The organism is Kibdelosporangium persicum (genome assembly GCF_013280595.1).
GTDB lineage: Bacteria > Actinomycetota > Actinomycetes > Mycobacteriales > Pseudonocardiaceae > Kibdelosporangium > Kibdelosporangium persicum.
Map to the genome: position 1 here is coordinate 185,445 of NZ_JAAATY010000008.1, position 15,483 is coordinate 200,927.

12 protein-coding genes are annotated in these 15,483 nt (G+C 68.4%); 6 read left to right on the forward strand and 6 right to left on the reverse strand.

What is annotated here, in order from left to right:
- Positions 1–35 precede the first annotated feature (35 nt).
- Entirely contained in the window at positions 36–2,765 is a 2,730-nt protein-coding gene (locus GC106_RS16965; RefSeq protein WP_173131155.1) for an ATP-binding protein, read from the forward strand.
- A gap of 13 nt (positions 2,766–2,778) precedes the next feature.
- The gene (locus tag GC106_RS16970) at positions 2,779–5,577 is read left to right on the forward strand and encodes a helix-turn-helix transcriptional regulator (protein WP_173131158.1); all 2,799 of its coding nucleotides are present in this window, start codon (positions 2,779–2,781) and stop codon (positions 5,575–5,577) included.
- Positions 5,578–5,580: 3 nt separating this feature from the next.
- On the opposite strand, the gene GC106_RS16975 is transcribed toward GC106_RS16970, so the two are convergent.
- Positions 5,581–6,048, reverse strand: a complete 468-nt coding sequence (locus tag GC106_RS16975; protein WP_173131161.1) for an ester cyclase — start codon at positions 6,046–6,048, stop codon at positions 5,581–5,583.
- Positions 6,049–6,277: 229 nt separating this feature from the next.
- Positions 6,278–7,861, reverse strand: coding sequence for an ABC-F family ATP-binding cassette domain-containing protein (locus GC106_RS16980; protein WP_173131164.1), 1,584 nt, complete (start codon positions 7,859–7,861; stop codon positions 6,278–6,280).
- A gap of 179 nt (positions 7,862–8,040) precedes the next feature.
- Here GC106_RS16980 and modA point away from each other — a divergent pair, with 179 nt between their 5' ends.
- The 3 genes from modA to GC106_RS16995 are packed head-to-tail and all read left to right on the forward strand — an operon-like array spanning position 8,041 to position 10,659.
- Positions 8,041–8,799 (forward strand): molybdate ABC transporter substrate-binding protein, encoded by a 759-nt coding sequence (gene modA, locus GC106_RS16985; RefSeq protein WP_173131167.1) that lies wholly within the window; start codon positions 8,041–8,043, stop codon positions 8,797–8,799.
- Between the two features lie 16 nt (positions 8,800–8,815).
- A complete protein-coding gene (modB, locus tag GC106_RS16990) occupies positions 8,816–9,610 on the forward strand; it encodes a molybdate ABC transporter permease subunit (RefSeq protein WP_173131169.1) in 795 nt (264 codons plus the stop codon).
- On the forward strand, positions 9,607–10,659 hold the full coding sequence (locus tag GC106_RS16995; RefSeq protein WP_173131172.1) for an ABC transporter ATP-binding protein: 1,053 nt from the start codon (positions 9,607–9,609) through the stop codon (positions 10,657–10,659). The genes modB and GC106_RS16995 overlap by 4 nt, the downstream gene beginning before the upstream one ends.
- A gap of 38 nt (positions 10,660–10,697) precedes the next feature.
- Here GC106_RS16995 and GC106_RS17000 read toward each other — a convergent pair whose 3' ends face one another.
- The 3 genes from GC106_RS17000 to GC106_RS17010 are packed head-to-tail and all read right to left on the reverse strand — an operon-like array spanning position 10,698 to position 14,004.
- Positions 10,698–11,957, reverse strand: coding sequence for a dihydrolipoamide acetyltransferase family protein (locus GC106_RS17000; RefSeq protein ID WP_173131175.1), 1,260 nt, complete (start codon positions 11,955–11,957; stop codon positions 10,698–10,700).
- Positions 11,954–12,934 (reverse strand): alpha-ketoacid dehydrogenase subunit beta, encoded by a 981-nt coding sequence (locus tag GC106_RS17005; RefSeq protein ID WP_173131178.1) that lies wholly within the window; start codon positions 12,932–12,934, stop codon positions 11,954–11,956. Before GC106_RS17005 ends, GC106_RS17000 begins: the two co-directional genes overlap by 4 nt.
- Positions 12,934–14,004, reverse strand: coding sequence for a thiamine pyrophosphate-dependent dehydrogenase E1 component subunit alpha (locus GC106_RS17010; protein ID WP_173131180.1), 1,071 nt, complete (start codon positions 14,002–14,004; stop codon positions 12,934–12,936). Before GC106_RS17010 ends, GC106_RS17005 begins: the two co-directional genes overlap by 1 nt.
- 91 nt (positions 14,005–14,095) lie before the next feature.
- Here GC106_RS17010 and GC106_RS17015 point away from each other — a divergent pair, with 91 nt between their 5' ends.
- Positions 14,096–14,584 (forward strand): Lrp/AsnC family transcriptional regulator, encoded by a 489-nt coding sequence (locus tag GC106_RS17015; protein WP_217280599.1) that lies wholly within the window; start codon positions 14,096–14,098, stop codon positions 14,582–14,584.
- 62 nt (positions 14,585–14,646) lie between these two features.
- On the opposite strand, the gene GC106_RS17020 is transcribed toward GC106_RS17015, so the two are convergent.
- Complete coding sequence (locus GC106_RS17020; RefSeq protein ID WP_173131479.1) at positions 14,647–15,396, reverse strand: S1 family peptidase; 750 nt, start codon at positions 15,394–15,396, stop codon at positions 14,647–14,649.
- Positions 15,397–15,483 lie beyond the last annotated feature (87 nt).

Genomic DNA, 15,483 nt, shown 5'->3' on the forward strand with positions numbered 1-15,483 from the left:
GTCACCGATGGTTGGAGCCTGTGATACTTCCCGTCATGACCTTGCTCGGCCGGGCTGACGAGGTGGCCAGGTTCACGGCTGCCCTCAACCGGCTAGGCGGCAAGCCCTGGATCTTCGAAGTCGTCGGCGAGCCGGGCATCGGCAAGAGCCATCTGCTCGACGAGGTGCGCGCACGCGCACTGGATCACGGTGCGCTGGTATTGGGTGCCAGGTCGACTGAACTCACCCAGCGGGTTCCGTTCCGGACGATCACTACTGCGCTCACGGGACATGTCAGCGCCGCCGACCTCGGCAAGGCACATCGGTCCGCCTTGGCTTCCCTGTTTCCAGAACTCGGTCCTGAGCCGGCCACGGTTGAGCGGTACCGGATCCACCGAGCGGCGCGGGCGTTGCTGGATTCGCTGGCCAAACCGAGCGGCCTCGTCCTGATCCTCGACGACGTGCACTGGCTCGACGACGCGACCGCCGAACTGCTGGCGCATCTGATGCGCCACCCTCCCGTCGGCCCGATCCTCACGGTCCTTTCATATCGGCCCGCACAGGCGTCAGCCCAAGTCACCGCTGCGATCGATCAGGCGACGAAAGCGGGCGAGGCCGAGCGGATCGTCCTGGCACCGCTGTCCGTTGACGACTTCGCGCAGCTTCTCGGACCTGACGTGCCCCGGGCCCGTTGCGTCGATCTGCATCGCGGATGCGGCGGAAATCCGTACTACCTGCGGCTGCTGACCTCACCGTCGGGCAGCACCGCGGAGAGGTCGCTGGTCGACGAACTGACCGGGCTGCCCGCTGTGGTTCGTCTGGTTGCCCGGGCAGCCGCGGTGGCGGGCGACCCGTTCGAGCCGAGTTTGGTGGCCGCGATCGCCGACGTGGACACCCGCAGCGCTCTGGAGGCGCTCGACGACCTGCTGGCCCGTGACCTGATCCGAGCGGACGGCGAACGCAGGTTGCGGTTCCGTCATCCGCTGGTCCGGCGGTTTGTTTACCTCGACGGCGACGAGGCCTGGGGAACGCTCGCGCACGGACGCGCCGCTGCCGAATTGGCTAAGCAGGACGCGCCGGTGGCCGTCCGGGCACACCACACCGCGCTGGCTGCACGGGCGGGCGACCTCGACGCGATCAGCACGCTGGTCCGTGCCGCGGGTTCGACGATGACCGAAGTTCCGGCTACCGCAGCACAGTGGCTCCAGGTCGCGCTGGACTTGCTGCCGCCTGGAGAACCACGGCTTCGTCAGCGGCTGCTGACCATGACCGGCCGTGCCCTGGCCATCACGGGGCGGCTGGCCGAGAGCCGAGACCTGCTGCGTACGGCGTTGGCCGAACTTCCGCGTGAGGACGCGGAAACGCGGATCGTCGCCGCGACGCTGTGCGGGATGGTCGAGCGATTGCTCGGTGAACAAGAAGCCGCGCACGCCCTTCTGCTGGCCGAGCTGCCCGACGGGACGCACACCATCGGTTCGGCGAGGCTGAAACTCGAGGTGGTTCTCAACAGCGTCGCGCGCGGCGAGTTCGGACAGCACATCGACCTCGTCGACGAGGTCCTCGATTTCGCCGGCCGATCGGCCGACCGAGTGCTGGAGGCGGCGGCGCTCGCGTTGATGTCGTGGGCCAGCTACCTGGCGGGTGACCTGGTCAAGTCCATCGAGAGTTGTGACGCGGCGAAGTCGCTTTTCGACGGGCTGCCGGACGGCGAGATCGGCGAGTGGATCGAACTGGTCATCTGGTTGAGCCATGCCGAAGGGGCCCTTGATCGTCTCGATGACGCGCTGCGCCACATCGACCGAGGTATCGCGCTCGCCACGACCACCGGACGTGCGTACGTGGTGCCGCAACTGCTGGTACGCCGAGCGCTCATGCTCCGCTGGCTCGGCAAACTCGACGAGGCGAGTCGTCATGCGCAGGACGGCGCGGCGCTCGCGCTGGACCAGGGCAGCCGACCGATCCGCGGCATGGCTCTGATGGTCATCAGCCGAACCCGTCTGGTCGCGGGTGATCCTGCGGGTGCCGCCGAGGCCGCGCGGTCGGCGATGGATCGTCTCAACGACGACCCCACCAGCCCATCCGACAGCGCACGCCAGGTGCTGGCGCTCACGACCGGCCAGCCGGATCGGATGGACGTGCTGATGGACGTGCTCGGCGGCCCTGACTTGGCCAAGGTCGACAGGTACAGCCGCCCCCTCCGTTACGAGGAGCTGACCAACGCCGACGTGGCCGACGGGCACGTCGAGCGCGCCCGGCAGTGGGCGTGGCGCGCCGAGCAAGCCACTCACCCTGACCTGCCGATATGCGTGGGCGTGGCGCATCTCGCGGCAGCAAAGGCTGAGCTGGGCGCCGGGAACAATCGGCTCGCCAAGACCCACGCCTTGGCGGCGGTCGAGGCGTTCGAACGGGTCGCCGCCCGGTTCGATGTCGGGCGCGCCTACCTGACCTGTGGCCGGGCATCGGCGGCGCTGGGCGAATCAGCGAACGCGGTCAGCGAATTCGAGAAGGCCGCCGCGCTGCTCACAGCCGCGGGGGCCCCGATCCTGGCCGCGCAGGCGACCCGGGAGCTTCGGCAGCTCGGCCGCCGGACGGCCGGTTCGGAGACGCTGACCGCCCGGGAGCGCCAGATCGCCGAGCTGGTCGCGGCCGGCCGGTCGAATCGGCAGATCGCTGAGGCCCTGGTCATCAGCGAACGCACGGTGGGAACCCATCTGACGCGGATCTACGCCAAACTGGGAGTCTCTTCGCGGGCTGCGCTCGCGGCGCAACGCACCCGGCGCGAATAGGGATATGGAGGCCATGGCGCACTTCGTGGGACGGGCCGACGAACTCGCGGTGTTGACGTCACTGCTGGCGCGCCCAGGGTTGTGCGTCGCGGAGATCGTCGGCGAACCCGGTATCGGCAAAACCCGGTTGTTGGCGGAGTTCCGTGCGGTGGCCGCTGAGAAGGGCCACCGGGTGCTGGCTGGTCAAGCCGGGGAGTTGTCCGGGACGGCGCCGTTCTCCGTGCTGGTCGACGCCCTTGACGACGTCCTGGCCGGGTGCCGGCCACCGCTGGACGAGCGGTCGCTGGCGTTGCTGGCCGACGTGCTGCCGTCGATCGAGGATTTCGCACCCGCCGAACGACCGGCCGGCGGTGGGAGATACCGCGTGCACGGCGCGCTGAGCGAGTTGCTGGAGTGGCTGGCCAGTCCAGGTGGACTCGTGCTGACGCTCGACGACGTGCATTGGGCCGACGAAGCGACCTCGGAGCTGCTGGGCCGTCTGTTGCGTCGGCCGCCGCAGGTGCCGATGGTGATCGTGCTGGCGTATCGGCCGCGCCAGCAGCCGCCGCATCTGACGGCGGCGCTCGCGGCGGGCAACAGCGAGATCGTCGAGCTGGCCCCGTTGTCCCGCGATCAGATCGCCGAACTGCTCGGGCCGGATGTGTCGCAGCACCGCCTCAACCGGCTCTACGACCTCAGCGGCGGAAACCCGCTCTACCTGGACGCGCTGTCCAAAGTGGGCACCTTGGCCTCGTTCGACGCCGTGCTGCGCGCGGAACTGGCCGTGCTCGCCGAACCGGAGAGGCTGATCGCGCACGCCGCCGCGACCCTGGACGACCCGTTCGATCTCGACACAGCCGCGTTCGTCGCGGAAATGTCCCGGCAGGAAGCCGAGTCCGCGCTCGCCGGGCTCCTCACGCGTGATCTGATCCGCGCGGCGGGCACCAAATGGCGCTACCGGCATCCCTTGGTCCGGCGCGCCGCGTACCGGTCCGCCAGTCGCGGCTGGCTGCACGGCGCACACGCACGAGCGGCCCGGGCGTTGGTGGACGCGCCGGTCGTCCAGCAAGCGCCGCACGTCATGCGGGTGGCGCACGTAGGTGACCAGGAGGCAATCGACCTGCTCACCGGCGCCGCACGTGAGGCGCTCGCGCATGGCCCGGCCATGGCCGCCCAGTGGTTGCGTGCGGCGATCGACCTCCTGCCCGAGACCGCCGCTGACCAGCGACTGGGGCTGCTGGCCGAGCTCGGCCACGCGCTCGTGCTGAGTGGTTCGCTGCACGAGGGCCGCGATGTCCTCCAAGCAGTGCTGCACCAGTTGCCGCGTGACGACCCGGCCCGGCGGGCAGCGGCGGTGGTGTCGTGTGCGCGGGTGGAGCAACTGCTCGGCCATCACCAGGAAGCCCGCGGCTTGCTGCTGGCCGAACTGGCGCGCCTGCCCGTGACACATCGCGTCGAAAAGGTTCGGCTCGAACTGGAACTGGGTTCCGTCGGACTGATCAGCTGTGACTTCCGGATCGACATCAGGTGGATCGACGACGCCCTCGCCACGGCACGCGACCTGGGTGACCGGACCTTGGAAGCCGAAGCGTGCGCGGTGCACGCCCTGGCCGCCTACGGCTCGGCTGACGCGGCGACGGCGCTGGAGTGGCAGCAAAAAAGCGCCATGGTCATCGACCAGCTGTCCGACGATGATCTGGCCGCCAACCTAAACGCGACCGCGACGTTGGGCTGGGCGGAGTTGTACCTGGCGCAGCCACGCGTCGCCTTGCGCCACCTTGACCGAGGACTGGCGTTGTCGGCCCGCACCGGTCAGAGCCACCAGCTCGTGTATCTGCTCACCGGCAAGGCCATGGCGCAGATGCTGCTGGGCGACCTGGTCGAAGCGAGTGCGAGCGCGGCCGAGGCGGTCGAGGTCGCTGAACTGTCCGCAAGCGACAAACTGCGGGCCGCGTCGTACACGATTCAGGGCATGGTCGAAACAAGCCGCCGCAACCGTGACCTCGCGTTGCGGGCGGGCAAACGAGCCGTGCGCGCGTGCGGCGGCACGTTGGACTGGTGGTCGGCGGTCGCGGGATGTGCGCTCGGTGCGGCATGGTTGATCAACGGTGACGCCGACGCCAGTGTGGCCAATCTGGTGCGCCTCTCCGGCGGTCCGGCGTTGCCGTTGCTGGACCCGTTGCACCGCCCGGTTTTCGCGAGAGGGCTCGTGGCGGCGGAACTGTCCCGGGGACGTCCCGACGAGGCAAGGAGATGGATCGCGCTGATGGAACGGTCCGTCGCGGAGAGTCCCGGCGGTCACCTGCTGGCCAACCGATCGGGTTATCTCGCCTTCTCGAACGCCATGGTGCACATGGCGTCGAAAGAGCCGCACAAAGCAGTCGAACACGCGGCCACCGCGATATCGGCCTTCCAGGCGACCGATCACGTAGTGCCCGAAGTGGAGAGTCGCGAACTGCTGGGCATGGCGCTGGCCGCGTCCGGCGACGTCGCCGCGGCGATCAAGGAACTGGCCAAGGCGGCGAGCCTGTACGAGCGTTGTGACATGCCCGGCCGCCAAGACGGCGTGTACCAGCAATTGCGGGCGTTGGGCCACAACGCTGTGGCACCCCGCAGGTCACCCGTGCAGACCATTCTTCCGCAACTGACGTCCCGCGAAGCCGAAGTCGCCCAGCTTGTCGCGGACGGCCTGACCAATCGGGAGATCATGCAGCGGTTGCGGCTCAGCAGACGGACCGTCGAGACTCATATCTCCAACATCCGGGGCAAACTGCACGTCGAGTCCAGGGCCGCGCTGGCCGCAACCGTCATCCGGGCCGGTCAGGCCTCATGATGCTCACAACACCGCGGCGACGGTGACCTTCTTCTTCCGCATCGGCTTGGTCTTGCCGACCATCGTGGGGTCCGGACGCACTCCAAGTTGGTCGAGCAGTTCCAGGTCGTCGCGAACGCAGTAGTGCGTGGCCAGGCGCCCGTCACGGCCTTCGTAGATGTGCACCTGCTCCACGCTGACCGCGCACCCCGTGGGCGCGACGCCGAGGTACTCACCCACGTGCACTCCCGTGAACCGCAGCCGCACCACTGTGGTCGTGCCTTCCGCGACCAGACCGAGCACGTCCCAGCGAGCGTCCTTGAACGCGCGCCGCAACGTCTGGAAGGAGCTTTTGAACCAGTCCGGCCCCGCTGAGACTCCGAGGTCGGCGAAGTCCGGCGTCAGGTAGTCGTCGATCCTGGAAATCGTCCCGTCGTTGAACGCCCGGCACAGCTCCAGTACTAGGCGCTTGTAATGAGCGGTCCCCGTCATTGCTTCCTCGACCCTCTCCCCAGGAGGTCCCGTTGCCCCGGACAATGGTGACTCACGGCGGGCGGCAGCGCTTCGTGGTAATTACGCACATCCTGTCCAACTGCTACACAAGACGCTTCGACGCGTAGCGGAGGGGCACCTGTGGGTAGCCAGCCGGGCGGCCGCATCACCTTCCTCGTGTACCCGACGACCTCGCCCAAGGACGCACACCCGAGGGCGAGGTTGCTGGTCACGCCACCTGGCCGTCCCGGAGGACCAGCTCGGCTCCGTCCCAGGTCCGCCGCAGCCACCGGTCGTGTGAAGCGATCACGACCGAACCGGGCGCGGACTTCAGCGCGTCCTCCAGTTCCTCGACCAGACTCAGCGACAAGTGGTTCGTCGGCTCGTCCAGCAGCAGCACGTCGGGCGGGCGGCCGATCAGGACGGCCAGGGCCACCCTGCGCCGCTGCCCGACCGAGAGCCGGCTCACCGGCCGGTCCAGGTCCTTCGGCGCCACCAGGCCCAGCTCGGCCAGCGGCACCGCGCCCGAGTACAGCTGGCGCGGTGACTTCGCCGGCTCCGGGAACTCCACGTCCTGTTCGAGCAGACCCACCCGGACGCCCCGGGCACGGCGGACCTCGCCGTCGTCCGGGGCCAGCTTTCCCGCCAGCACGTGCAGCAACGTCGACTTCCCGGCACCGTTCGAGCCGCAAACCATCAGCCGGTCCCCGGTCACTACGTCGAGCTGGCCGATGTGGAGCCGTCCGCCGACGCGGACCTGGCGCATGGAGAGAGCCAGCTTGTTCTCCGCAGGCGACGCCGTCAGAGCCGCCGCGAACCGCAACGGCGCAGGCGGCTTACGCACCTGCGTACGAGTCAGCTCGTCAAGCCGATGTTGCGCGTTGCGTACACGCCGCGAGATCTGCTTCTGGACCCGGCCGCCGAAGAAGTCGTAGCTCATCTTGTCGTTGTCACGCGGCGCTCTGTTGTGCGCGACTCCGCGAGCGGTGACGGCCACGGCGTGTTTGAGGCGTTTCAGCTCGTCCTGCTCGGCCTCGTACTGCTGCTCCCACCGGGCGCGTTCGGCACGCTTGGCGTCGAGGTAGTCGGTGTAAGCGCCGCCGTACAGCGTGATCCCGCCCCGTGTCGGGTCAAGGTCGACGATCGAGGTGCACACAGCGTCCAGGAACACGCGGTCATGCGACGCGACCACAACCACGCCGGGCAGTCGGGTCAGCTGGCTCTCCAGGAAGGCCATGGCCTCGTCGTCGAGGTGGTTCGTGGGCTCGTCCAGGAGCAACGCCTGGGGTTGCCTGATCAACAGCGCCGCCAAGCCGAGACGGGATCGCTGCCCACCCGACAACGAACCGAGCTTCCGGTCGTGCGCCACCCCGGCGAGGCCGAGGCCCTCCATGACGAGTGAGGCTCGCCGGTCGGCGTCCCAGATGTCGTGAGCCTGCGCCCACTCCAACAGCTCGCCGTACTCGGCGAGTGCGGCTGGATCGTCCAGTTTGGTACTGAGTTCCGTCAGCTGCCGGTCGGCGTCGCGAATCTCGGCCAGCGCGTCGTCGACGACCTGGCCGACTGTGTGGGCCAGGTCGTATGGCAGCTCCTGGGCCAGGTACCCGCAGTCGGGTGGCCGGATGATCTCGCCTGCGTCCGGCTCTTCGATGCCGGCCAGCAGTTTCAGGACGGTCGACTTGCCGACGCCGTTCTCGCCGACCAACCCGAGCCTCTGCCCGGGAGACGCGGTCAACGAGACACCGTCGAGAACGCGCCGGTCGCCGTAGACCTTGTCGAGGTCACGCGCGAGCAAGTAGGGGGATGGAGACATCGCACACCGCCGGAAGAAGCTCGGTTGAACGTCCGCCGGGCAGCACGCCTCGGGCGCGGACAGGTGGCGATGTCAGCTCTCCATGATGGTTACGACCATAGCAAGACGGGCAACCGAATATTGGCTCTCCGCAGATGCTGACGTAGATTGCTAAAAGTTCCGCAGATACGGAGGACGACGTGAGGAAACTGGCGGCCTTACTCCTGGCCCCGATCGTGCTCGCCGGGTGTGGCGCGCCAGAACAGCCACCGTCCTCACCCGCGGCGGCCGGGTCGGTCACCGGTGCGGTCACGGTGTTCGCGGCCGCTTCGCTGACCGAGACCTTCACGCAGATCGGCAAGGACTTCGAGGCCGGCCACCCTGGCGTGCGGGTCAGGTTCAACTTCGGCGGCAGCTCCGCCCTGGCTCAGCAGATCAGCCAGGGCGCGCCCGCCGACGTGTTCGCCTCGGCCAGCCCCGCGAACATGAAGCAGGTCGCCGACACCGGCGCGGTCACCTTCGTGCGCAACAAACCGCAGATCGCCGTGGGCAAGGGCAACCCGCTGAAGATCGCAACGCTTGCGGACGTCACCAAGCCCGAGGTGAAGCTGGCGCTGTGCGCACAGCAGGTACCCTGCGGCGCCGCGGCGACCAAGGCATTCGAGGTGGCCAAGCTGACACCGAAACCCGTCACGCTGGAACAGGACGTCAAGGCCACGCTCACCAAGGTCAAGCTCGGCGAGGTCGACGCGGCCCTGGTGTACCGGACCGACGTGTCCGCCGCAGCCGACGACATCGACGGGGTGGACTTCCCGGAGGCTATACAGGCCGTCAATGACTATCCGATCGTGACGCTGACCAACGCGCCGAACGCCGCAGGCGGCAAGGCCTTTGTGGACTACGTCCTGTCCGAAAAGGGCCGTCAGGTACTGACCACCGCGGGCTTCGACGCCCCATGACAGTCACACTGACGGCATGAGAGCGGTACGGGCGCGGGTTCCGGTAGCGCTGGTCATCCCCGCGCTGATCGGCCTGGCGTTCCTGGTGCTCCCCTTGATCGGGTTGGTCATCAGGGCGCCGTGGGCCACTTTGGTCGACCACCTGAGCACCGCGGAGGTCGGCGAAGCGTTACGGCTGTCGTTGATCTGCGCCACGTCCGCGACTGCCATCTGCCTCGTGCTGGGCGTACCGCTGGCGTGGATGCTCGCGCGAACGGAGATACCGGGCAGGCGCATCGCGCGGGCCTTCGTCACCGTGCCGCTGGTGCTGCCGCCGGTCGTCGGTGGTGTGGCGCTGTTGCTGGTCTTCGGGCGTCGCGGCGTGATCGGCCAGTACTTGGACTCGTGGTTCGGGTTCTCGCTGCCGTTCACGACAACAGGCGTAATCGTCGCGGAAGCGTTCGTAGCCATGCCGTTCCTCGTGATCGCGGTCGAAGGCGCGTTGCGCGGCGCTGATCCGCGGTTCGAGGAGGCCGCCGCCACACTGGGCGCGTCGCGGTGGATGGCTTTCCGGCGTGTCACCTTGCCGACGGTTGCTCCAGGCATCGCGGCCGGCGCGGTCCTGTGCTGGGCGCGGGCCCTTGGCGAGTTCGGCGCGACGATCACGTTCGCCGGCAACTTTCCGGGAACCACGCAGACCATGCCGTTGGCCGTTTATCTGGCTCTGGAACAGGACCCGGACAGCGCCACCGTGCTGAGCCTCGTACTGCTGGTCGTGTCGGTGGCGATCCTGGTCAGCCTGCGTGACCGGTGGATCGGAGCACGGGCATGACATTGCAGGCGACCTTAAGCGTCCACATTGGATCGTTCACTCTGGCCGCAGACATCGGTGTGGAACCGGGCACCACCCTGGCGTTGCTCGGGCCCAACGGAGCCGGGAAAAGCACCGCGTTGCGGGCGTTGGCGGGACTACGGCCGTTGACCGGCGGGGTGGTCGAACTGGGCGGCCGCACGCTTGACGACCCGGCGCGGGGCGTGTTCGTCCCGCCGGAACAGCGATCAGTCGGAGTGGTGTTCCAGGACTACCTGTTGTTCGGCCACCTGTCCGCAGTGGACAACGTCGCGTTCGGACTGCGGGCACGTGGCATGCGCAAGCGTGAAGCGAACACCGCGGCTGCCGAATGGCTCGATCGGGTCGGCCTGGCCGCGCAGGCACGCCACAAGCCGCGGCAGTTGTCCGGCGGTCAGGCGCAACGCGTCGCCTTGGCCCGGGCGTTGGCCATCCGGCCGGACCTTCTGCTGCTCGACGAACCACTCGCCGCATTGGACGCGGCCACACGGATCCAGATACGTGCGCAACTACGTAAGCACCTCGACGAATACGACGGCGCGACCGTCCTGGTGACACACGACCCACTGGACGCCATGGTGCTCGCCGACCGTCTGCTCGTCGTCGAGAACGGGACTGTCGTGCAGGCAGGCGCACCCGCTGAGATCGCCAAGCGCCCACGGACGGACTACATCGCCGCGCTCGTGGGGCTGAATTTGTATCGCGGCACGGCCGACGGTGTGACCATCAAGCTGAACGACGGTGGCGTGCTCACGACCGCGCACCCTATGGAGGGCGCGGTGTTCGTGACGTTCCCACCGAACGCGGTCAGCCTGCACAAGACCCGGCCCGACGGCAGTCCCCGCAACACCTGGCTCGCCGAAGTGGCCGGGATCGAGCAGCACGCCGACACCGTGCGCGTCCGGCTGAACGGCATCCCGGATCTGCTGGCCGACGTCACCACGGCGGCCGTCGCCGAACTGTCGTTGACCCCCGGGCAGCAGGTGTGGGTCACGGTCAAAGCGACCGAGACCAACGCCTACCCCATCTGAAAGCCCAGGTCAGCCGCTATGGCCGCGCTGGTGCGCCATCACAGATCGCCCAGCAGCGCGGTCGGGTGCTCGACGCAGTCGGCCACGAACCGGAGGAAGCCACCCGCGACCTCGCCGTCGCAGACGCGATGGTCGAAGGCGAGGGTCAGCTCGGTCACCTTGCGAACCGCGAGCTGACCGTCCACCACCCATGGCCGGTCGATGATCCGGCCGACGCCCACGATCGCGGCCTCCGGGTGGTTGATGATCGCGGCCGATCCGTCCACTCCGAACACGCCGTAGTTGTTCACGGTGAACGTGCCGCCGGTCAGTTTGGCAGGCGGCAACGAGCCTTCCCTGGCTGCCTCGGTGAGCTGGCCCAACTGAGCGGCCAGTTCGCGGGTGGTCAGGTTCTGGGCATCCTTGACCACAGGGACGACCAAACCGCGGGGCGTCTGCGCGGCGAACCCGAGATTCACCGCGTCCGACAGGACGATCTCGCCGCGTTCGGTGTCCACAGTGGAGTTCAGCGCCGGGAACCGCTTGAGGCCAAGCACGCAGAACCGCGCGAGCAGTGCCAGCAGGCTCACCGGGCGAGCCGGGTCGACGCTGTTGATCTCCTGGCGCGCGGCGAGCAGACCGGTGGCGTCGACGTCCACCCATACCGTCGCCTCCGGGATCTCCCGGCGGGACCGGCTCAACCGCTCGGCCATCATGCCGCGGACCCCACGCAGCGGAATCCTCGTCTCCCCGCGGTTTTCGGCCTGGTCAGGGGTGTGGCTCTCGATCGCGGCCACCACGTCCCTGCGCAGCACCAGACCGTCCGGCCCGCTGCCGCTCAGCGCTCGCAGGTCGACGTGGTTCTCCTTGGCGAGTTTGCGGACCACGGGAGAGATCACCGCGACCGGGCCTGTCTTCTCGACCGGCCTTTCCGGTGCGATGGCCACCTGGCTCGCCGCAGGAGCCACCGTGCCGTTGACGGCAGCCATCGCCCGACGACGGCCGTGGCGGCGACCGCGTTTGGTGACGCCGGAGCCGACGAGGTTCGGGCTCGTCTCCACACCAGGCTCGGACAACCCCGCCGAGGCGACCGACAACAGCGGAGCGCCCACGTTGATCGTCGAACCGGCCTCACCGTGCAGTGCTGTCACCACGCCGGCGTACGGAACGGGCACCTCGATCGCGGCCTTCGCGGTCTCGACCTCGACCACGGGCTGGTCCACCTCGACCGCGTCGCCGACCGCGACCAGCCACCGCACGATCTCCGCGTCGACCAGGCCCTCACCGAGGTCAGGCAGGGTGAACTCGCGGACGTTCACTGGTCCTCCCACTGCAGCCGGGCGATCGTGTCCAGAATCCGGTCCGGGTGCGGCAACTGGTGCTCCTCGAGGTCCTTCGGCGGGTATGGCACGTCAAAACCGCCAACCCGCAGCACCGGCGCCTCCAGCCAGTGGAAACACTTCTCCGTCACGGTGGCCACGACCTCGGCGCCGTAGCCGGAGAACACGGACGACTCGTGCACGACGACGGCACGGCCGGTCTTACGGACCGACGCGCAGACGGTGTCCTCGTCGAGCGGGGCGAGTGACCGCAGGTCGATGACCTCGACGTCCCAACCTTCTTCCTTCGCCGCGTCCGCTGTCTCCATGCAGGTCTGGACGGTCGAGCCGTACGAGATCAGCGTGACGTCCTGGCCCGTCCGGCGGACCACCGCGCGGTTCATCGGGTCGGTCCGGGCAGGGAGCTGGAGGTCCGCGCGGGTCCAGTAGCGCGACTTCGGCTCCATGAAGATCACCGGATCCGGGCTCTCGATCGCGGCCCGCAGCAGCGAGTACGCGTCTGCCGTGGTGCCCGGCGTGACCACCGTCAGTCCAGGGGTGTGCGTGTAGTACGCCTCGGACGAGTCGCCGTGGTGCTCTACGCCGCCGATGCCGCCGCCGTACGGAATGCGGATGACCATGGGCAGCGCGACCTTGCCGCGAGTGCGGTTGCGCATCTTCGCCACGTGCGACGTGATCTGTTCGAACGCCGGGTAGGCGAACGCGTCGAACTGCATCTCGACGACCGGGCGCATGCCGTACATCGCCATGCCGACCGCTGTGCCCACGATTCCCGACTCGGCCAGCGGCGAGTCGAAACAACGGTCCTCGCCGAACTGCGCCGTGAGACCGTCGGTCACCGTGAAGACGCCGCCGTACGGTCCGACGTCCTCGCCGAACACCACGACGTTCGGGTCGTCGGTCATCGCGTCGCGCAGCGCGCGGTTCAACGCCTGCGCCATGTTGATCTGCGCCATCACGCCTCACCTCGGTCCGCCGCCAGCTCGGCTCGGAGCGCGGCGCGCTGGGTGCGCAACCGGGGCGTTGGCTCGGCGTACACGTGCTCGAACAGTTCGTCCGGGTCGACGTGCGCGTCCTTGTTCATCTCGGCCCGCAACTCGGCCATCATGCGGTCGGCTTCCTCCGCGTACGCCGATTCGTCGACGCCGAGCAGGCGGTTGAACCGGATGATGGGGTCACTGGCCCGCCACGGCTCGGCGTCGCTGGGGTCGCGGTACCGGTTGGTGTCGTCGGAGTTGGTGTGCGGGTCGACCCGATAGGTCAGGCCTTCCACAATGGAGGGTCCGTGTCCGGCTCGCGCCCTGGCCAGCGCCTCGGAAACCACCGTGTAGACGGCCGCGGCGTCGTTGCCGTCGACGTGGTGGCCGGGCATTCCGTAACCGATGGCCTTGTGTGCCAACGTCGGCGCCTTGGACTGCTTGGCCAGCGGGACGCTGATCGCCCACTGGTTGTTCTGGATGAAGAACACGACCGGGGCGTTGAACACCGCCGCGAAGTTGAACGCCTCGTGCGCGTCGCCTTCGCTGGTGGCGCCGTCGCCCATGAACACCAGCACCGCCAACGAATCTCCGCGCAGGCGCGCCGCGTGCGCCAGGCCGACCGCGTGCGGTCCGTTCGTCGACAGAGGCGTGCACAAGGGCGCGACGCGGTGCTCGTACGGGTCGTAGCCCGAGTGCCAGTTGCCACGGAGCAACGTGAGCGTCTCGGCCGCGGGAACACCGCGAGTGACCACGGCGACGGTGTCGCGGTACGTCGGGAACAACCAGTCGTTGTCTTCGAGAGCCAGCGTCGCGCCGACCTCGCAGGCCTCCTGGCCGACCGAGGACGGGTAGACCGCGAGGCGGCCCTGTTTCGTCAGCGCGGTGGCCTGACGGTTGAACCTCCTGCCCAAGACCATGCCACGATGCAAGGACCGCAGCACGCGCTCGTCCGGCAGGTCGCCGACGGCCGACCCGTTTTCGTCGACCAGCTGGATGGGTTTCCGGCCCGGCAGCATGAGCTCGGGGCTCGCCTCGATCGACTTCATGACCGAATGGTCAGTTGGTATCGTGACACTTGTCCACGCTCGGGGCCGAGACCGAGACGACTTGTCGACGTGAACCTGACGGGAGGCCCGGATGTCCCACCAGATGTCGGGCCACCGGGAGACCGATGGACGGATTGCCCCGGCCCTGGACGACATCGACCGCAGGATCGTGGAACTGCTGCGGGCGGATGGCCGGATCTCGGTACGCAAGCTGGCCGAACAGGTCAACGTCTCGCGCGCCAACGCGTATGCCCGGATCGAGCGGCTGACCACGTCCGGCGTGATCACCGGCTATCACGCGACGATCGACCCGCACCAGTACGGCTACACCGTTTCGGCGTACCTGGCTGTCAAGTTGCGCCAGCGGTCATGGCGCGAGTTCACCCAGCGTCTGGCCGACATGCCCGAAGTCGAGCACGCGGCCATGGTGTCCGGCGGGTACGACGGCCTGCTGCTTGTACGGACCACCGACAGCGACGCTTTACGCGACGTGGTTCTGGACAGGTTGCAGTCCATGCCCGAGGTCATGGCTACGCACACGATGTTCATCCTGGACGAGCTGAGGCCGAAGCCCTCGTAGGTGGCTCACCGGCTGAGCCACCTACGAGGACCTGCGGTTTTGCCGGGTTATGTCCGGACGGCTTATATCCGGGCGGCGGCCGCGGCGATGTCCTTCGCGAAGGTGCTCACCTCGGTGTAGACACCCGGTGCGTTGCGCCTGGCGCAGCCGTCACCGTGGCTGACGATGCCGACCTCGATCCACTCGCCCGCGTTGTCCTTGCGGAACATCGGGCCGCCGGAGTCGCCCTGGCAGGTGTCGACGCCGCCGCTCGCGAGGTTGCCCGCGCAGATCTCGGCGGCCGGGATCAGGCTGGAGTAGTAGCCGCCGATGCCCCGGCAGGTGGCGTCGGACACGAACGGCACCTGGGCCTTGAGCAGGTAACGGCTGCCGGTGTTGGCGCCCTCACGGGTGTCGCCCCAGCCGGCGATGTCGAACGTGCCGGTGTCGTACTCCTTGGTGGTGGCGATCTTGAGTGGCTTGACGCCGGTGACCGGGCTGGCCAGCTTGATCAGCGCCCAGTCGCCGCCAGTGGACGTGCCGTACGTCGGCGACCGGTAGATGTAGGTCGACCGGACCCTGGTGGCGGTCGTGTCCTGCAGGTCCACCACACCGATCGTGGCGGTGATGCTGTTGTTGTTGCCGGTCCGGCCGACGCAGTGCGCCGCGGTCAGGACGATCTGTGGCGCGTACAGCGCGCCACCGCAGCCCATCGACAGCCGGACCATCCACGGGAACTCGCCCTTGGCCGCCCGTGTGCCCCCGACGACCTGGACGCCGACCTCGCCGTCCGGGCCCGGTTGGGCGGCGGCGGGTGAGGCGAGTCCGAGCATGGTCGCGGCGCCGACAATGGCCACCGCGGATTTTTTGAGCGCGCTGAACCACGTGTTGGTGCTCAATGGATCAGTCCTTCCGAAGTC